The organism is Paenibacillus albiflavus (assembly GCF_004344915.1).
Lineage (GTDB): Bacteria > Bacillota > Bacilli > Paenibacillales > NBRC-103111 > Paenibacillus_AM > Paenibacillus_AM albiflavus.
Map to the genome: position 1 here is coordinate 1 of NZ_SKFG01000013.1, position 20,049 is coordinate 20,049.

The 20,049-nt window shown below is 42.1% G+C and carries 18 protein-coding genes; 9 read left to right on the plus strand and 9 right to left on the minus strand.

The features are described 5' to 3' along the window. The 3 genes from E0485_RS13830 to E0485_RS25925 all read left to right on the plus strand — a co-directional run. A partial coding sequence (locus E0485_RS13830) for an IS3 family transposase (RefSeq protein ID WP_132418653.1) occupies positions 1-203 on the plus strand: 203 nt, incomplete at its 5' end. Positions 204-209: 6 nt separating this feature from the next. Further along, complete coding sequence (locus E0485_RS13835) at positions 210-578, plus strand: DDE-type integrase/transposase/recombinase (RefSeq protein WP_132418654.1); 369 nt, start codon at positions 210-212, stop codon at positions 576-578. A 3-nt stretch (positions 579-581) separates the two neighbouring features. Continuing rightward, positions 582-677, plus strand: coding sequence for an IS3 family transposase (locus E0485_RS25925; RefSeq protein ID WP_132418655.1), 96 nt, complete (start codon positions 582-584; stop codon positions 675-677). A 77-nt stretch (positions 678-754) separates the two neighbouring features. Here E0485_RS25925 and E0485_RS13845 read toward each other — a convergent pair whose 3' ends face one another. From E0485_RS13845 to E0485_RS13875, 7 genes are all read right to left on the minus strand, one after another. Continuing rightward, positions 755-1,543, minus strand: coding sequence for a response regulator transcription factor (locus tag E0485_RS13845; RefSeq protein ID WP_132418656.1), 789 nt, complete (start codon positions 1,541-1,543; stop codon positions 755-757). Beyond that, positions 1,536-3,239 carry a sensor histidine kinase gene (locus E0485_RS13850; RefSeq protein WP_132418657.1) on the minus strand — a complete coding sequence of 568 codons (1,704 nt, stop codon included), beginning with the start codon at positions 3,237-3,239 and terminating at the stop codon, positions 1,536-1,538. The genes E0485_RS13845 and E0485_RS13850 overlap by 8 nt, the downstream gene beginning before the upstream one ends. Before the next feature lie 154 nt (positions 3,240-3,393). Beyond that, on the minus strand, positions 3,394-5,049 hold the full coding sequence (locus E0485_RS13855; protein WP_132418658.1) for an ABC transporter permease: 1,656 nt from the start codon (positions 5,047-5,049) through the stop codon (positions 3,394-3,396). Then, positions 5,046-6,146 (minus strand): ABC transporter ATP-binding protein, encoded by a 1,101-nt coding sequence (locus E0485_RS13860; protein ID WP_132418659.1) that lies wholly within the window; start codon positions 6,144-6,146, stop codon positions 5,046-5,048. Before E0485_RS13860 ends, E0485_RS13855 begins: the two co-directional genes overlap by 4 nt. A gap of 28 nt (positions 6,147-6,174) precedes the next feature. Continuing rightward, positions 6,175-7,194 (minus strand): extracellular solute-binding protein, encoded by a 1,020-nt coding sequence (locus E0485_RS13865; RefSeq protein ID WP_132418660.1) that lies wholly within the window; start codon positions 7,192-7,194, stop codon positions 6,175-6,177. Between the two features lie 194 nt (positions 7,195-7,388). Continuing rightward, positions 7,389-10,331, minus strand: coding sequence for a DEAD/DEAH box helicase (locus E0485_RS13870; protein WP_132418661.1), 2,943 nt, complete (start codon positions 10,329-10,331; stop codon positions 7,389-7,391). Beyond that, on the minus strand, positions 10,328-11,938 hold the full coding sequence (locus E0485_RS13875; protein ID WP_132418662.1) for an SWIM zinc finger family protein: 1,611 nt from the start codon (positions 11,936-11,938) through the stop codon (positions 10,328-10,330). Before E0485_RS13875 ends, E0485_RS13870 begins: the two co-directional genes overlap by 4 nt. A 138-nt stretch (positions 11,939-12,076) precedes the next feature. On the opposite strand from E0485_RS13875, the gene E0485_RS13880 reads away from it, so the two are divergent. Next, positions 12,077-13,108, plus strand: a complete 1,032-nt coding sequence (locus tag E0485_RS13880) for an FUSC family protein (protein WP_132418663.1) — start codon at positions 12,077-12,079, stop codon at positions 13,106-13,108. 232 nt (positions 13,109-13,340) lie between these two features. After that, positions 13,341-14,501, plus strand: a complete 1,161-nt coding sequence (locus E0485_RS13885; RefSeq protein ID WP_132418664.1) for an AI-2E family transporter — start codon at positions 13,341-13,343, stop codon at positions 14,499-14,501. Positions 14,502-14,552: 51 nt separating this feature from the next. Here E0485_RS13885 and E0485_RS13890 read toward each other — a convergent pair whose 3' ends face one another. Beyond that, positions 14,553-15,377: a helix-turn-helix domain-containing protein gene (locus E0485_RS13890; protein WP_235857570.1), complete on the minus strand. Its 825-nt coding sequence runs from the start codon at positions 15,375-15,377 to the stop codon at positions 14,553-14,555. A gap of 125 nt (positions 15,378-15,502) precedes the next feature. On the opposite strand from E0485_RS13890, the gene E0485_RS13895 reads away from it, so the two are divergent. Beyond that, positions 15,503-15,952, plus strand: a complete 450-nt coding sequence (locus tag E0485_RS13895) for an SRPBCC family protein (protein ID WP_132418665.1) — start codon at positions 15,503-15,505, stop codon at positions 15,950-15,952. A gap of 93 nt (positions 15,953-16,045) precedes the next feature. Here the strand turns inward: E0485_RS13895 and E0485_RS13900 are convergent, their stop codons facing one another. Then, a complete protein-coding gene (locus tag E0485_RS13900; RefSeq protein WP_132418666.1) occupies positions 16,046-17,056 on the minus strand; it encodes a S41 family peptidase in 1,011 nt (336 codons plus the stop codon). 148 nt (positions 17,057-17,204) lie between these two features. Between E0485_RS13900 and E0485_RS13905 the strand changes: the two genes are divergently transcribed. The 3 genes from E0485_RS13905 (at position 17,205) to E0485_RS13915 (ending at position 20,049) form a co-directional block, all read left to right on the plus strand. After that, a complete protein-coding gene (locus tag E0485_RS13905) occupies positions 17,205-18,584 on the plus strand; it encodes a tryptophanase (protein ID WP_132418667.1) in 1,380 nt (459 codons plus the stop codon). Between the two features lie 243 nt (positions 18,585-18,827). Then, positions 18,828-19,664 carry an MBL fold metallo-hydrolase gene (locus tag E0485_RS13910; RefSeq protein ID WP_132418668.1) on the plus strand — a complete coding sequence of 279 codons (837 nt, stop codon included), beginning with the start codon at positions 18,828-18,830 and terminating at the stop codon, positions 19,662-19,664. 58 nt (positions 19,665-19,722) lie between these two features. After that, positions 19,723-20,049 (plus strand): SCP2 sterol-binding domain-containing protein, encoded by a 327-nt coding sequence (locus E0485_RS13915; RefSeq protein WP_132418669.1) that lies wholly within the window; start codon positions 19,723-19,725, stop codon positions 20,047-20,049.

Genomic DNA, 20,049 nt, shown 5'->3' on the forward strand with positions numbered 1-20,049 from the left:
CTCATCCCTACTTCGGGTATATTCGCATGGTGGATGCCTTAGCAGAGGCTGGTCACCTCGTGAATCACAAGAAAGTATGGCGCCTCATGAAGGATTTAAAAATCCAATCGGTCATTCGAAGGAAGCGAAGAACATCCAATTACACGCCTTCTGTCGTGTATCCAAATCGTTTAAAACGCAAGTTTCATGCAACAGCACCCTAGCAAAAAATGGTTACGGATATTACTTACATTTCAGATGGTTCGAAGTTCTATTATCTGTCTGTTATTCAAGATCTATTTAACAATGAAATTGTCGCTTGGCAATTATCTGAAAGAAACGACGTGGAACTTGTGCTTGATACTGTTGAACGGTGGACAAGAAAAAGAGACGTAGCGGAAGCTGTTCTCCATTCGGATCAAGGCTTCCAGTATACGTCTCAGGCGTACAACACGCGATTAGAAGCATTCGGCGTTAAAGGCAGCCACTCTCGCAAAGCAACCTGCCTGGATAACGCATGCATCGAATCCTTTTTTTCGCATCTCAAGACAGAGAAGTTGTATCTTAAACAGTGTAAATCAGGAACTAACATTCATTAAGCCGTGGAAGATTATATTTACTTTTATAACTACCAACGGTTTCAATCTAAACTGAAAAAACGCGCACCGATTGAGTATCGATGCGCGCTGGCAGCATAGCTTTTTTCATCTGTCTACTTGACAGGGGTATGACCAAGTAGACAGGGTTTTGTCATACTTTTTACGTAGGAATGCGTCTAATAGTTCTTCGTACTGTAATGCTCCTGATATTGACTCGGGGTGCAATTTGTGTACTTTTTAAAAATGCTAATGAAGTACTTGTAATCGCTAAAGCCTGTATCCAGAGCGATTGTGTATACTTTGCCATTGCCTTCTTTGAGCAGTTCCATCGCTTTATGGATGCGGTAGCGGTTCACGAATTCATTGAAGGTATAGCTGGTTTCAGCTTTGAACTTGTGATTTAAATAATAGGCGCTCAGTTCAAGCGGCTCAACGAGATCATGAATGCTGATTTTCTGAGCGTAATTCTCCTGCACATAGGAAATCATGCGTGCAATATTTTTGGAAGTCTTCGTTTCTTTGCCGAGAAGCTGACTGCTAATCACCTCTTCTTGCTCCTCAGTGTGATTAGAAATAATCTCATATTTACGGATGAGATCAACCTTAGACTTAGCGGATTCAAGTGCTTCAATCAGCTGATCATCCTCTAACGGTTTGACGAGGAATTCGGTCACACCTAAGTGGATGGCCTGCTTCGCTAAGTGAAATTCACTGTAGCCCGAAATAATGATACTGCTAAAAGTATGCTTTGACTGCGCCTCCCGAATCATCGAGATTCCATCCATAATCGGCATGTTGATATCTGTAATGACAATATCCGGTTTAAGCTCAGCAATTTTCTCTAAGCCATCTTGTCCATTAATAGCTTCTTCCACAACGATGCAATCGTATTTCACCCAATCGATACTATATTTAATTCCTCTACGGATCATATCTTCATCTTCTACCAGCAAGATCTTAAACATGGTCATCACTCCGTTCATAAGGAATGGTTAGTGTAACACATGTGCCTTGACCATGCGCACTGCTGATCTGAATTCCTGAATCCTCACCATATAGCAGCACTAAGCGGCGATGGACATTATAGAGTCCGATATGTGATGTGGTGTTGCTCTGACTTTGTAAAATGTGATTCACTTCCTTAAGCTTGTCCTCACTCATCCCTTGGCCGTTATCATGAACCTCCAGAATGAGATTGTCTTCTGATATATAAATCCGAATTTCGATCATCAAATTGTTCTGGTTCTGATAACCATACTTAATCGAATTCTCAATAATCGATTGCAGCAGGAGTTTGGGAACGTATACATGATAGGTTTCCTCATCCATCATAATTTGGTATTTTAATCTATCATTGAATCGAATATGCTGGAGCTTGAGATAATCGCGCACATAATTCATATCATCCTTCAGCTTAACGCTGCGATCATGTCCGATGCTGTATCGAAGCAATCTGGATAGAATCATAACAATTTCCTGCGCTTGATTCACATCGATCTTAATGGCATAACGAAGCGTCTCTAGAACGTTGAAAATAAAATGTGGATGGAATTGAGACTGCAGCTGCTTCACTTCGATAATCGTGCTTAACTCGGAAAGCTCTCTGTTTCTCTTCAGCAAATGCTGTAATCGATAGAGCATCGTATTATATTCATGGCTCAGAGTTTCAAACTCGTCTCCTGTCTTGATATCGACATAACTATCGAGCTTGCCTTTTCTCAGGCTATCTAACGAGTTAACGAATTTAATGATCGATTCCGAGTTACGCGAGGACATTTTATTCGACAGGTATTGGATCATGAACCAGAGTAATAAACATGTCGCAACAATAAAAAGTGTCACCGAATAGTAGGAATACTGCTCTGCTTTATAGGAATTCAGTGTAAATACTTGAAGCGGCGTGTTCGCTATACGTTTATTGAACATGTAGTAGGACCCTTTATTTAACTGAACATGTCCCTGGTTATCGAGCTTAGGCTGAAATTTATTCAGCACACCCTTCGTAATATTGCTTGTAGTGGCAATAATGCTATTATGCTCATCGGTAATCATCGCAATTTCATTGTTTTGTTCGAAAATCACTTTCTGAAAATCAGATTCAAATAACTGATAAATGAGGTAGCCAATCGTTTGATTATCCTTTAAGATGGCTTTGCTGAACGTATAGCTTGTAGTGCGGTCATGTGAGTAACGAAAGCTGTTCATTTCGGTTATCGTCTCAGTCGGCTTAAGCTCCATGCGATGAATAAGATTGCTAAACGAAAAGTCTGAATTTAAAGCATCAGGAGGGGCGGTTGTCGCAAGGAAGACCCCATTTTTATCAACGATATGAAAAATACTTTTGACCGTTTGCTGATTGTTGAAATCGTAGAATTCGGAGTATACCTTCTCACCATCTAAATGTGTGCTAACATAATTCACGACTGATGGAGCGGCTGCCATACGATTTACTTCATCATCATATTGATGATAAACATCGGCAATCGTGCGGCTAATCTTTTGCGCGGCTAAATTTGTTTTTTGGGTTAAGTTTATTCTTTCATTCACAATTGTGAAAATAACAAACAAGATAATTAATATGGCAAAAGGAATCATCGTATAGATGCGAAACAAGTGACGGGTTGATTCTTTAAAATTCCTTTTTTTCTTTTTATTAAACATGTTGCCTCCACTTACAATTAGGCTTTGTGTACATTATACCTATCTCTGAGCTCGGAGTAAGTTAAGCTAAACACAGTTGTCAATAAGTTCCACAAATTAAAACAAGTCGGTCCTCATGCAATAAGGTACCGACTTGAATGTGTTGAGATAGCAATTAGAGTGATACTTCTTTTTGCCCGGAAAGCTTGAGGAAGACGAGAAGTGAAATGACGGTAATGACGGTTAGGATCGTTGATAATGCTGCCGCGACGCCATAGTTTCCTCGAATAACCTCGGTATAGATAGCAACTGTAACGGTTTTCGTTTTACCCGTATATAAGATAATGGATGTACTTAATTCGGTAATGATTGTAACCCAGCTAAGGATTGCACCTGAGACGACACCTGCTAACATCATCGGAAGCGTAATCTTGAAGAATGTTCTCATCTGAGAAGCTCCAAGGCTGATCGCCGCTTCCTCAATCCCACCGTTAATCTGATGCAGAATGGCTGCACTTGAGCGAATTGTATAGGGCAGACGCCGAATCACGAACGAGATAATCATGATAAGTGCAGTACCACTTAGTGCAAGTGGTTTGTCATTGAAGGTAATGAGCAAAGCAATACCTAGAATGGAACCAGGGACAATATAAGGGAACATGGTGAAAATATCAAGCGTATTTGTCAATGCATTCTTACGGCGAACCGTTACATAAGCAATTAGAATCGCAAGTAGAATAATGACAATTAGCGATACGATCGCAAGAATGAACGTATTGGTAATAACGCCGCCAATATTGTTAAAAGCATCCTGATAGCTCTTAAGTGAGAAGCCTTCAACGAAAATACGACCGTTGGTTTTTAAGAATGAAGTATAAATCACGTATAACTGCGGTAGTAACGCAATTAAAGTATAAAGATAAATAACGGAATGTGCTGCAATGTTGCCGATTCCTGATTTTTTCTTAGGCTCAATCGGGTGCAATGCACTCATCGTAAAGGATTTCTTATTGGATACGTATTTCTGCAGTAAGAAGATCGTTGTTGCAAATAGGACAACGATTACACTAATCGCAGCTGCGAAGCCGTCGTCTCCGCCAACTTCACTAATAAACTCGTTAAAGATAAGAACAGGAACTGTTTTAAAACCTTCACCAATCAGCATCGGAGTACCAAAGTCAGCAAGTGCACGCATGAATACTAGCAAACCACCTGCCAACAAGGTTGGTGTAATCAGTGGAAGCAGAACCTTGCGCATTTTACTAAAGCCTTTGTAGCCCATACTTTCTGCGGCTTCCATTAGGGATTGGTCAACGTTCTTAAGCGCACCTGATACATACATAAAGATAAGTGGAACCATCTGTAAGGTTAATACGACTAGAATACCAGTAAAGCCATATATATCAGGCATTGTAAACCCAAATACATTCTTGACGAATTTGGTAATAACGCCATTTCTACCTAAGAGCAGGATCCAAGAGTAAGCGCCAATGAATGGTGCTGACATCGATGAGATCAGAATCATAATTCGGATGGTAGAATTGAATTTAATTTTGATCGTTGCCATGAGATAGGCAAGCGGTGTTGCAATGAGGGCAGCAAGTGCTGTCACACACACCGTTACTTTAATACTGTTGAATAATGCAGTTAAATAGTACGGTTTACTGAAAAATTTAGTGAAATAAGCAAGTGAAAATTCACCTGTTGTGCCATTGTAGAAACTCTTAAATAGCATTGTAAATAAAGGTAGTCCTAGAAAAAGAATATAGAAGATAAAGATTAGAAGTGAAATGTTCGTCCAGACGTCAAATCGTTTGCGCGTATCATTCATGATTGAACGCTCCCTGTGTAATTCAATTCACCTGCAGCATCGTAAACATTAATTTTATCTGTCTTCACTTTTAGATAGATGATTTCACCTGGCTCAAGAATTTGCGTTGTTTTGGATTCTTGCGTGATTTCAATGCGCTGACCGGATTCAAGGTCTACAAAATAATGTGTGTTCTGGCCTAAGAATACGCTGTGTACAATAGTAGCTCTCATGCCCGTCTGATCTTCTGTCATAATGAATTCTTCAGGACGAACGGAGATTTTTACATTAAGTGAAGCTTGTGGTTTAGGTAGGCGTATATTAGACATAGTCTCGGAATATCCCGCATTGAACTGCAAGCGATATTGATCTGCTTCTTGCGTTAATGTTCCTTCAATAATGTTCGTACGACCGATAAAGGTAGCAACGAATACATTGGCTGGACGTTGATAAATTTCTTGCGGCGTTCCAAGATGCTGAATGATGCCTGATTTCATAACGGCGATTCGATCAGATACGGCCATTGCTTCTTCTTGATCATGTGTTACGTATACGGTCGTGATGCCAACTTCTCTTTGAATATCTTTGATGGCATTACGCATATCGATCCGAAGCTTTGCATCCAGATTGGATAAAGGTTCATCCATTAGAAGCACATCTGGTCGGATTACAATCGCTCTAGCGAGCGCCACACGCTGCTGTTGACCGCCTGATAGATTCTTAGGCATACGATCTTTGTACTGCTCGATTTGGACGACTTTCAGGATGTCGTCAACTTTGGAAGCAATTTCTTCCTTGGAAATCTTGCGATTCTCAAGTCCGAATGCAATATTTCCTTTAACTGTTAAGTGAGGGAAGATCGCGTAGCTCTGGAACACCATACCGATATTCCTTTTACCAGGCTCTACCTCATTAATAACACGTTCATTAAAGCGAATCGTTCCGCCTTCGATACTGTTAAAACCAGCGATCATGCGAAGCAATGTTGTTTTCCCGCAACCTGAAGGACCCAGAAGGGTGAAGAACTCACCCTTCTTAATCTCCAGGGACAACTCAGGAATGACGGTTGTGTCTGCGTATTTTTTGACTAGATCTTTGATGGTTATCGTCACACTCATGGATGTCACCTATTTCTATTTAGATTATTTATTTGCTTGTGTATACTTCAGTGTACTTCTCGATGATTTTGGCTTTGTTCTTACTTACATAACTTGTGTCTTCATCGATCATTTTGAACTGGTCGTAAGGTGTCATATAGTCTCCAAGCTTCGTATCTTGACGAAGAGGTCTATTTGTTAATTGGGTACCAAATGCATCTTGTGCTTCTTGGGAAAGAATGAAATCAATGAATTTCTTCGCGTTGTCCATATGTGGAGCATCTTTGATAATGCCTGATGCTGCATCAAGGAATACGGCGCCTTCTTTTGGATACACAACTTCGACAGGTGCACCGTTTCTTACATATGTGCTCGAAGGATCTTCATAAGTTAGGCCAACGACATATTCACCATCCGCAACACTCTTGTGAACGGCGCCAGAACCACTTGCAACTTTGCCATCAAGGTTCTTTATAAGGTCACTTACATAGTTCCAACCTGCTTCACTTTCATAATCGCCGCCCATAGCTTTAAGCATATTGGTAAGTTGAGCAAAGGCGGAGCTTGAGCTCGCTGGATCCGCAGAAGCAATTTTACCTTTCAGCGCTGGATTAAGCAGGTCAGCGTAGCTATCGATTTTTATATCGCCAATTAAATTTTTATTTACAAGAAGTACACTTCCGTCGGAAATATACGGTGTAGCAAATCCTGATTTGTTGCGATGACCTTCGATCAAGAATTCATCGTTAGGTGAAACATATGGCTCGTATAGATCTTCATGTTCAAGATAGCCAGCCATTGAGCCGCCGAACATAACATCTGCGTACGGATTTTTCTTTTCGGATTGTAAACGCTTAATAATTTCACCAGTACCAGCAGTTACAAGTTCAACAGTAATTCCTGTTTCCTTCTCGAACATTGGGATAATGGTCTTGATGATTTCTTCACTATTTGGACTGTAGACGACAAGCTTGTTTGATGAAGCTCCATCAGAATCGCCATTACCACAACCGCTTAGAGCCCCCACAAATAACGTACAAGCAAGCAGCAAGCTGGACAATTTTTTCATATTAATTCACTCCTAAAATGAGTTGGATTTAAGTGCAACTTGATTGTAGCAGGAATGATATCGCTTACAAATCCCATAATTCGCAAACATCGTCTAATATTCGCAACCTATTTTTTTGAAAAAAGGGGATAAAGAGTGCAAAAAGACCGCCCCTATTGCTAGTGAGCGGTCATAATAAGCTTTTCAGTGATTAATTATCCATTCCAATCACGTCGTAATGTAAATAGATCCTTCAGCGCATCGTTTGACAGCTCCGTAATCCAAGCCTCAGAGCTGGTAATGACGTTATCGCTTAGCTGCTGCTTGGCTTCAAGCATTTCGTCGATGCGTTCCTCAAGTGTTCCGATCGAAATGAATTTGTGCACCTGCACATCCTTGGTTTGCCCCATACGATAGGCACGGTCCGTGGCCTGATTCTCAACGGCGGGGTTCCACCAACGATCATAATGGAACACATGATTAGCTGCGGTAAGGTTCAGACCAACGCCACCTGCTTTGATCGATAAGATGAACACATTCGGCTGTTCAGCGGGCGGCAGCGTCTGCGATTGGAACTGTTCGATCATGCGGTCACGAGCGGTTTTGGACGTACTGCCATTTAAATAAAGTATTGGCTCCTGAAGTTCTTGCTGAAGGACACGCTGCAGAATTTCACCCATACCGATATACTGGGTAAAAATAAGACAGCGCTCATTCTCCTCCCGTATCTCCTTAATCATATCCAGTAGACGCTCTAGCTTGGATGAACGGTTAATCAACACTGTCATATCCCGGTCTGGGTGAGCAGTAGCGTCGCTGGTCACCTCGCTAAATGATTCCTTTGTAAGCAGCAACGGATGATCACAAAGCTGCTTAAGCTGAGTAAGCGCAGCAAGAATTGCTCCCTTGCGTTCGATGCCTTCGAGTTTAGCCATCCGCTGCATCAACTCAGTAACTGTTTGATCATATAAAGTACCCTGCTCGGCTGTAAGGTGAACATAGGTTTTCATTTCGTTCTTATCTGGCAAATCGAGCTGAATGGCAGGATCTTTTTTCTTGCGGCGGAGCATAAATGGCTTTACGAGCTTCTGCAAATCTTGCGTGCGCTCCTCGTTATGTTCTTTTTCAATCGCATTCGCGAATCTTGCATTAAATCCACGCATGGTGCCGAGATAACCTGGATTGATAAAATCATAAATTGACCATAGTTCAGATAGTCGATTCTCAATCGGAGTTCCCGTCAACGCAATACGATGATTGGCAGGGAAACTACGTACGGCCGAGGATTGCTTGGTTTGCGCGTTTTTAATATTTTGCGCTTCATCCAGGCAAATGGACGTCCATGTATAACGCTTAAGCAGCTCTTCGTCAAGCGTCGCAGTGGCATACGAAGTAAGCACAATATCGGCCTGAATGACTTCTTCGTAGAACGCTTCATCATTCATTCGCTTGCTTCCGTAATGAAGCATGATCTTCAGCGATGGCGCAAAACGGCTTAGTTCCTTCTGCCAATTCCCGAGAACAGAAGTCGGACAGATCAGCAAGGAAGGGAAATTCGTACCTGACTCCTCGGCAGCTTCTTTAATATGCATTAAGTAACTGATGTATTGGATAGTTTTACCGAGACCCATATCATCTGCAAGACAAGCGCCAAGTCCAAATCGACGTAAAAAAGTTAGCCAAGCAAATCCATCGCGCTGATAAGACCGAAGCTCAGCCTTTAACTCAGCAGGCACGTCTAGTTGCGGCCACTCCTTTTGCTGCGTGATTTGTCTCATAAGTTGAATCAAATGCGAATTTAACTCTACCTCTAACTGAATCTGATTGGCGTTCTCTTCCTGTACTGCAGGTGAAGCGCCACCAGAGCTTTCGCCATTGCCTAGCAAATGCAATTGGAGAACATCTTGGAAGGATAGCCCCTCCATATTGTCTACGCCTGCCATCGCTTTGCGAATCTGGCCTAGTAAGACAGGATCAAGTGGAATCCATTGTCCACGAAAATGAACTAATCGTTCATTACGTGCGACTAGCTCTCTGAACTCAGCTTCTGAAAGATCCATTTCTCCAATTGAAATTCGCCAGTCAAAATCAACAATCGAATCGAGACCGAACAGCGATTTGCCTTTGCTGCTGCCCACTTCTGAGCGTACTTGAGCACGCACACGAGGTTTCTTCCGGCTTGCGGCTTCCCACCATGCAGGGAGCAGAACCTGCCACCCTGCTTCAAGCAGATGAAGGCTATCGATCGTCAGGAATTGCCACACGGCTTGATCGCTTAAATCTGCATTTAGCACATTCTCCTTATCACCTGACAGGAGTTCGGCAGGTAAACTAGTGCGAAGGTGTTCAAGCCAACTATTTGCACGTTCATGCACATGCTGGGACCAAGTAGAAGGCCATGTGCCGAATGCTTGTCCATCCTCAGCAAGACGAATTGGGATCAGGATCGTCTGATCGAGCTTATCTTGCAGAAGAAGCTTAATTTGCCATGCTGGTATATGATCATCAGGCTCGACTAATTGCAGCAGTGGACGGAAAGGCGCCAAATCTGCTTTCCAACCAATGGCCATTAACCAGCCTTGCTCGTCTAAACCAGCAGTTGCTGTATGGTTATCTGCAAATAACAAAGGATACTCTCTTTGTAAATCCGCAATTGACGTGTCTGTAGCATAATACTGCTGCTTCACGAGGTCTGAGAAAGCTGCCTTTAGCCCAATTAGCTCATCCGATTCAGGCTCAAAAATTTCTACTAACTCTTGTTCTTGGGAATGATCCCATGTCCAAGCTAGCGTATGTGCCCGATAAGCGGAATAGCTCGGCAGATAATTGCGTTCTTCCAGGTTTGCCATAAGCGTAGGCGCCAGTTGAAGCAGTTGCGCTGCTTCCTCGCTCCAATTCCATTCGATATGCTGAAGTAATTTGCATGCTGCAAAGAAAGGTATGACTTGCTCGGATGGAAGTACGACAAGGTCGATATCTTGAGAGGTCTGAACCACTAGCTCAGTGCCATAGAAGGATGCTTCATGCCATGCAAATAATCGTTGCTTCAGTTTAAGGCCTGGTACATAGCCTAGAGTCGGTGTCGTCCCATAAATAAGGGCATCACCCAATGAACTAAGACGGATATGCACCGTTATGGATTCTGTGTATTGGCTCATGGTAGAAGGTTTCCTTTCTGCAATTCCTCCTGTAGTGCACGCAATCGGCTATTGCGACTGATAAGTGAAGCCATGTATTGCTCGAATCGTCCCTCAAGCTTTAGTCTGCGATATAGCTTGGATAGTCGTTTAAGCAGCTTAACGGCTGCCTTATAACCAGCTCTATTTTTCAAAAGAATATATCTCTCTACACCTTGATGATAGAATGGGAGCAGCAATTCAGGTGCATTCTTCTCAATAGGCTGTAGAATGCTCAGACGAAAGTCGAGCGGTTCCTCACCCATACTTAAGTGATAATCCATCCATTGTGACCATTTCTCATGTGTAATTAGAGCATTTAAATAAAATTTCTTGGAATAGGGCAGCATTAGTCCTAGTGTATCGATCATCCGATCCTCAGCCTCTGGCAAATGATCGGTGACTGTACTCCAGTAAATCATGTATTGGTTCAAATGATTGGGTCGAATTAAGTTAAGGAATGGGCCAGTTTTGGCTAACCAATCAGTAGTTCTCGACCAGTTCTCCGATTCGGTAAGCAAGTGGAAGATCGGAGTTAAATCGTCCAAATAAATGCTGTCATTATTGCTTGCATCTTGAAGTAAATCCCAGGCTTCTTGATCTTGTACAAGATAGAAATGCATCAAGCTAAGAGCTAGATTCCAAGGGAGTTTAGCAAGTTTCTCACCTAAGTCCGTATCGGCCATTCGCAAATGAAAGAGCTCATCTTCATACAGCTTCGTATGATCTAGATTAGGCTGGATCCATTGCTGCCAAAGCTGGATATAGAATTGATAATAATACTTTCGATTTTTAGGTTCCGTCAGCATTCGGCTGCGTAAATAAGTTAGGGTGTCTGTTACATACTGATAGCTTGTCTCAGTAGAGAAGCTCAGCTTGTTCGCATAGATCATGCCTATTGATTTATATAGCATGTCTGCTGTAATTTGGGTGTAGTACCCTATAGCTGTCCCTGTTGACTGCTCGAACAGTTTATTGAACACAAATAAATGAGTATGCAATTTATATAATTGGTCCATTACCTCAGGAAGTGCTGGCTGAATAAGATGCAGCTCGTTCAGAACTTCTTTTACATATTGCTCATTGCGAGTATATCGATCCATCGATTTTGTACATTGCTCAAATAACGTATGCCACTCGGCAATGGACATGTTGGGAATGCGACTCGCTTGTTCTTTTAAATTAGCGAGTTGTGCTTGCTCTGCCATAGCTAATTGTAGTTTAGCTTGTGGGGTCGTCTGTACATATTTGTTCATTCTCGATACGACTTTCGCGTTCACAAGCGCATGGACGGGACGTTCATTTAAATTGGCGAATGCAAGAAGAACTGCGATCATATGTTTGCAGTCATTTTGAACGGGACATGAACATAGATTGGTGCTAAACGCATCCAAATGGATTTTTACCTTATAGCCTTCAGATCCTACTACCTTAGCATCGATACATGAACCTGTTACGGATAAGGATTGGACACGCCCTTGCTTGTAATATTGAAACCCGCGGTTTATGGTCGTTTCATTGTAATGTCTAGCAACGTAAGTAAGAATTTTCTGCCAAAGTATATCATCTATGGTATGGGTTTGTGACATGATGAATCCTCTCGAACTTGAATAAATTTGGAATCGACAATTCACTTTATTATAGCAATAATTTGGACAGCTTGTTGAAAGGCTTGTCAAATTGTATAATTTTCCTACAACACTGACCCATAAGAGGAGGGAGAAGTCATGACATTCGGAGCCCGTATTGTCAAAACAGGAATCGCTGTTACCTTAGCCTTATATATCAGCATGTGGCTGAATTTTACTCCTCCCGTGATTGCTGCTGTTGCCGCTATTTTTGCGATGCAGCCCTCTATTTATCGGTCATGGCGTTATTTTCTTGAACAGATCCAGACCATTACCTTCGGTGCGGTTATTGCAATGGTTGGAGGTATGCTGTTATCGAATTCGCCGATCGCCGTTGGGGTCGTATGTATTCTCGTCATTATGCTATGCATCAAGCTCAAAATGGTAGATACCATTGGATTGACACTCGTTACCGTAGTTGCAGTTATGGAAGCTTCCGGTCAATGGGATTTTGCACTAAATCGATTTTTACTGAGTGTCATTGGAATTGTAGCTGCTTTTGCCATTAATATCATCTTCGTGCCACCTAAGCCGAAAGAGCAGTTTACGGATCAGATTCACACTGCCTTCACACAGTTATCGTTATTGCTGCGCACCGTTATATCGGATGAAATGAAAGAGAAAGTATTCCGTGAACAGAAGCATACGCTGAAGGAAAGCTTGAATTCACTCGGAGACAAGTACAAGCTGCTGGAGGAAGACCTTAAAAGGCTGAAGCGGGCCAAATATCGCAGATCAAGGCAGTTAATCGTATATAGACAGATGCTGTATTCTTTGGAAAAAGGCCATGAGGTGCTTGAAGCGGTGCAAGAGCATTATTTTCAAGCGGATCGGACGACTGAAATCAATAAGATCTACGATCGCCATTTGGAGAAGCTTATTAAGTTTCATGAGCATGTGCTCCTTAAGTTTGAAAACAAGTTGAAACAGGATAGCTGGAATGCCGTGCCAATTGATGAAACAAACGGCCACTTTATTAAGCTGGCTACTTCCTACAGTGCTGAGGAGTATCAAGGAGCAGAACGACTCGTTATCGTGGCAGCCGCTATGTATGAGTATGGCTATCAAACAGCAAGACTGGATCGACTGGTCAATCATATGGATTCGAATGAAGAAGCGAAAGAAGATTAGCTTTAAATGATAAACCTGCCAAAGCATTTGCCTTGGTAGGTTTATTGCATTTTTACTGAATTCCAAACAAAAAGATGGTGGATCGAAACTTATAGGGACGCAAATACGTAGTGATAGTTGGAATAGCCTGCGGCATGGAATGATTCCTTGCTTAATAGATTGGATGTTTGCCATTTAGGCAATGCTGTGTAATATTGATCGATTTATTATTTAGATCAGGAGTGGATAGGAATTGGAGTTTAACAAGAAAAATATAAAACATTTATTAGGAATCATCACCTTTGCGATTGTGCTGTTCTGGTCACTGCAGAATTTACAATCGGTAGCCAGCTTCACCTCAACCCTATTAGGCCTATTAGCGCCGTTCATCATTGGACTGAGTATAGCGTTTATCATCAATGTTCCAATGAAGGTGCTTGAGAACAGACTGTTTTCTTTTAAAGGAATGCGTAACAATAAGACAGTTCAAGTGCTGAAACGACCGGTAAGCATGGTTCTCACGATTTTGATCATTTTCGCGATCATTTATATCGTGCTGGTGCTGATTATTCCAGAGCTTATTACGACAATCGGCATTCTGAAAAATGGGGTTCCGAAGTTTCTGGCACAGGTACAGGACGAGATCAATAAGCTTGCAGTGCAGTATCCTGAGATTACTTCATGGCTGACGACAAGGGAGCTGGACTGGAACAGTATCGGTGAATCGATCTTTAAATTTCTACGTAATGGTGCGACTAGTCTTGTGAATTCTACGTTCAACATTGCGACTTCTGTGTTCAGTATTGTATTCAATTTTGTATTAGGTCTTGTATTTGCGATTTATATTTTGCTGCAAAAAGAAACGCTCGCAGTACAGCTCAAAAAATTGCTGTACGCGTATTTGCCAGAGTCAAGGTCAGATCGAATTGTATCCATCTCAACTCTTTCCAATCGCATTTTCTCAAATTTTTTAACGGGTCAATGTACGGAGGCGCTAATTCTGGGTGCCCTTTGTTTTGTTGGCATGCTGATCTTCCAGTTTCCTTATGCACTTATGATTTCCGTTCTAATTGGATTTACAGCGCTCATTCCCGTATTCGGCGCTTTCATTGGGCTTGGCGTAGGCGCTTTTCTAATTTTCGTTACAGATCCGATACAGGCACTATGGTTCGTGATCTTCATTACAGTGCTGCAGCAGATCGAAGGAAATCTTATTTATCCACGTGTCGTTGGATCTTCTGTTGGTTTGCCTGGCTTATGGGTACTCGTTGCCGTTATGCTTGGCGGAAGTATGTTCGGCGTTATGGGGATGCTCATCAGTGTGCCGTTATGTTCTGTTCTCTACGCATTGCTTAGAGAATCGGTAGGCAAGAAGCTCGATGCGAAGAAAATATCGAGACAAAAACTTCAGTAAAATTAATCAACCCGATCTCTTGATAGATCGGGTTTGTCGTCTAGGCATAGTTTAGATAGGCTGTCGTTGTTTAATATACTCGTCAGGAGTAAGTCCGATAATGGATTTAAAATCTTTGATAAAATGAGACTGATCATAATACCCAAGATCATTCGAGAGGTTGATTAAATCATTATAATCATTATAGTCCATAGATTCTGCGGCATTCTGCAAACGATTGATCTTGATTACCCATTTAGGGGGAACTCCTACGTATTGGTTGAATAGGCGCTGGAGTTGTCTTGCATTGATGTCGAAGTAATCACTTACTTGATCGACTCGGGTAAGATCTTGATTCGTACTTATATAGTCAACGATTTGATTAACAAGCATAACGCTAGGGTCAGGGCTCGGTAATTTCGGGAATAAATAGAATTCAGCACATTCTGCCATCTTGCTTGCGTCTTGAATGGTTAGTAGTTCTGCCTCAATACGTGACGGAGTGATAGGGGTAATAGTATGAATCGGCATGGAACGATTGGTTAATTGAGATAGCGGTATTTGGACAAAAGGATACAGACCTCCAGGTCTGAATTTTACCCCGCATACGGAACCTTTGCCTTCTATACGATGTGTGAACTTGTGGCTGGAGACACCATAGATCGCCGTTTGATTAGGCTCAACGACTAAATTTGCACAAGGATTAGGAATTACAGCTTGTACGTGTTCATCTCGCTCACAGAGATCCCATTGAATAATCCAAAAATGCTTAACAAAGTAATTCAGTTCTGGAGAGGATGGAGCATGTCTGGTGAGTTTGAATTTTTGCTCACCTTGCTGGAGCTTTAGAATGCCCATGCTTGGTTGAATACTTGGTTTTGAAGCTGCCTTCCTCAAATGGTTTCACACTCCATGTCGTGTTTTTACAATACGTTCTAGATCACTCTTTATATACTCACAGTATCAAGAGTTTGCAGTTACTGCAAATCTGGTTCAAGTAACATGAAACAGGAGGGATAGGAATGGAATTGAAATATGAGATGTATATTGATGGACAACCTGAACAGATATGGGAGACACTTGTCTCACTAGAAGGAACTCGTCAAGTGTTCTATGACTGTGTTATACAGTCTTCTTTCGTGCCGGGAGAAGCTTTTGCGTATGTTGGACCTGGTAATGATGGGGACGATACTGTTCATCTATATGGGACGGTACTTGCATTCGAGCCTAACCGCAAATTTAGCTATATCGAGCACCCAGGTCAGTCATATCACGCCAATCATGCGGAATTGCAGTCAAGAGTTACCTTTCTGTTAGAGAAAGTAGGGGGATGCACGAAGCTAACCCTGGTAAATGATGAATGGACGGAGAATCACCCTTCATTTTCAAATGCTGAGCATAATTGGTGGATGATTCTAAGCAATATCAAAACGTATGTTGAGACAGGCAAAACACTTGATTTTGGTTGGTAATTCATACAATTAAAGAAACCTTTCCTAGTTTGAAGGAGTTGCTTAGCTAAGCCCTTCATGTAGGAGAGGTTTCTTCGTACATAGGCTTACGGATTAATTTAACCCCTTTAATGCCTCTTCAGCTTCTTCTAGGATCTTACGATGAATAGAGTTCTGCTCGTCGCGTTCCTTGGTGTTCTTGATAACATGCTGGAGTGCATGGGTATAAGCTGTGTTATAGGCTTCTTCCTTGGAGGTCAGAATATCGGGTTGTACGCCTACACCTTCCCAATTCATTTGATTAACGGGATTAATGGAACGTCCATTTGGAATGAAGGTATGAAAATGATCGTGCAGAATGTATTCCGTGCCTGGATTTGCGCCACCACCCGTTACTTCTCCAAAAATGGTGACACGCTTTAATTGCTGCAGATTATAGGCAAATTCTTCTGCGGCCGAGAAGGTAAAATTGCTAGTTAATAGGTAAACTGGTTTATCCAAGTATCTGCTTCCAGGTATGTATGGCAGCGTCCAGGATTGGAAAAGCTGATCATCGGTTCGGAAGTACATGCTATTGAGATGAATAGGCTCGGGTGTGAAGAAATAGCTGCATAGCAGGGCTACCGTTCCCGGATAACCTCCTCCATTATGACGCAAATCAATGATGAGTGCAGACGTATCGGATAGAAGATTCATTGCAGCCACGATTTTACTTCCACTATATTCAGGATTATGAAAGTTCCGAAGGTCGAAGTAACCGATATTGCCTGCAAGTCGTTCAACCTTATATACCCCATAGTTAATATGTGTCAGGCGTTCTTTGTCATCAAAGATCGAAATGGCTTCTTCTTCTTCGTTTTCATGCAGGGTAAGGACATCCTCGCTATAACGTAATCTTAGATGCTTATCGCCGTTAAACTCTCTCATATGTTCGTTCAAGGTTGCAACTAACTCGGCTGCCGTATGAAGATGTGAATATTCATTGTTCTCATATCGTTCACGGATACGCTGAACGACCAAATTTGCTATATCAGGAAAAATATAAATTGCTGGTAGTTTATCTATTATGCCTGTAATGACTTGCTCACGTATTTGATCATTTATGATCATTTCTTCCGCCTTCATTGAACACTTCCCCCTTTTAATAAATGGATAATTTTCTTAATTATAATCTAATTGCCTGAATTGTAAAAAAATGATTTATAGTTTTATGGATTTATACGCCATTTATGAATAATATGCTATAAGGGATTTGTGAAGGAGGTATGTAAACATGAGATTCGCAGAGCCGTTCAAAATTAAAATGGTTGAGCCACTAAACATTATTTCGCGTGAAGAGCGCGAGAAAGCGTTAGAAACTGCCGGATACAATCCGTTTTTACTAAGAGCGGATGAAGTTTACATCGATTTATTATCAGATAGTGGTACTGGCGCGATGAGTGATAACCAGTGGGCAGGTATGATGTTAGGAGACGAATCATATGCAGGTAGCCGCAACTACTACAACCTTTGCGATGCTGTCAAAGACATTATTGGCTACAATTATATCATACCGACTCACCAAGGCCGTGGAGCCGAAAAAATATTATTCCCGCTTCTTGTGAAAAAGGGCCAATATGTTCTGAGCAACTGGCACTTCGATACAACCCGCGCGCACGTTGACCTTGCAGGAGGACATGCCATTGACCTTGTAACGGACAAAGCGTTTGATACAACTGCTCCTTATCCGTTCAAAGGGAACTTCGATACAGATAAGCTACGCGTAACAATTGCTGAAAAGGGAAAGGAAAATATCGCATTCGTGCTGATCACGATTACCAATAACAGTGCAGGTGGTCAACCGGTTTCGATGGAGAATATTCGTGAAGTAGCTGCAATTGCCAAAGAAAACCACATCCGCGTATTCATTGATGCCGCACGCTTTGCAGAGAATGCGTACTTCATTAAGAAGCGCGAAGCAGGTTATGAGAATAAAGAAATCGTTGATATCGTGCATGAAATGTTCTCTTACGCGGAAGGATTCACCATGAGTGCGAAGAAAGACGCGCTTGTAAACATTGGTGGTCTGTTAGCCTTTAAAGATGATGAAGAGTTATATACATTAGCTCGATCAATGACAGTTCCGATGGAAGGATTCCCGACTTACGGTGGCCTAGCCGGGCGCGATATGGAAGCGCTCGCTCGCGGGCTTCGCGAAGGTGTGGGCGAGCAATACCTCGCTTACCGAATAGGACAAGTTGAATACCTAGGTAAACGTCTTGAAGAAGGCGGAATTCCGTTCCAGACACCGACGGGCGGTCACGCAGTATTCGTCGACGCGAAGAAAATGCTTCCGCATATTCAAGGGGTGGAGTTCCCAGCACAAGTATTAGCGAATGAATTATATCTTGAAGCAGGCATCCGCGGCGTTGAGATCGGTTCCTTCCTTCTTGGACGTGATGCAACGACAGGTGAACAGCTAGAAAGTAAACTGGAACTGCTGCGCTTAACGATTCCGCGCCGGGTATACACGAACAACCATATGGACGTGATCGCAGACGCATTAATCGCAATTAAAGAACGGGCGCATACATTAGTAGGACTAGAGTTCACTTATGAACCACCAATTTTGCGCCACTTTACAGCACGTTTGAAACCGATTCAAAAGGAGTAATTGAGGAGTTATTGCGGGTAGCCAAGGTTCACGACGTTTGTTCGGAATTTGGTTGTTATTGCTTCGGCTGACATATAAAATAACCAATCTCTGAGAAGCGTATCGGTGGTTGGTTATTTGGCATTCCGTTGTCATCTATACGAAGGCTAGTATGATCAGGTAGAATAAGGAAGTGAGAATTTAAGCAGAGAGATGCACTTTTCGTACCAAACTCTTATTCTAGTTAGATGAGGTGACGTCAGGATGAAAATGAAATATTTAGGTACTGCAGCAGCAGAAGGATGGCCAGCGCTGTTCTGTCAATGTGAAGCATGCGCTAAGGCTAAGCAGCTTGGCGGCAAGAATGTCCGTACAAGATCTCAGTGTATTGTTGATGATACGCTGCTCATTGATTTTCCGCCTGACACTTATATGCATATGTTGAATAATCAGATTGATTTGCCTCACATCGAGCATCTAATCGTAACGCATACGCATCAAGATCATTTTTACCCACTTGATCTTATTTTAAGAGGATTCCCTTACGCACATGTACTAGACAGGAGCAAACTACATATTTACGGCAATGATCAGGTAGGAACAATGTATGACAGCGCATTAGCAGCAGAAGGCGATTCATCAGATGTTAGAGAGCTTGTCGAATTTCACGAAGTGACGGCGTTCCACCCGTTTCAGGCAGGAGAATATACGATAACACCACTTCTAGCCAGTCACGATAAAAGAGAGAAATGCTATATCTATATCATCGAACGTGCAGGTAAGCGAATCCTTTATGGCAATGATACGGGTAATTTTCCAGAAGCGACTTGGGAATATTTAGGAAATAATAATTTCCGATTTGATCTTGCCAGCTATGATTGCACACTTATTATGTATCCAGAAGGAAAGAACCATATGGGACTTTCGGATACGGTACAGGTTACGCAGCGTTTGAAAGAATTGAACTGTGTGGATGAACATACGAGATACATCCTTACCCATTTCTCTCACAATGGAAGCTTAATGCATGAAGAAATAGAGCAAGAAGCAGCTAAGCACGGATTTGGAGTGGCGTATGACGGGTTTGAAATTGAATTCTAGTCAGATCAAGTTATAATATTAGATAATTCAGATAATATTTAGCGAAAGGAATGAAGTTATGAGTTATATAGCACATTTGGAGGCATTTATTGAGCAAACAAGGCAGAATCCTGAGCCGATAAAGTCATTGCATTATGTTTATCAGTTTAATTTGGATCAGGAAGCACCTTTTCAAATTCGCTTCGACAACGGGGTTGTGGAATTATTAGAAGGCACTCCACTTGAGGCGGTTTGCACATTATCGCTCTCGTCGGCAAATTTCATCAAGCTGCTGCATGATGAGCTTAATACGACGATGGCATTCATGATGGGCTCGCTCAAAGTGGAGGGCCGAATGGGTCTAGCGCTTAAACTGCAGGAAGCTCTAAAGCACTACAGAAAGTAA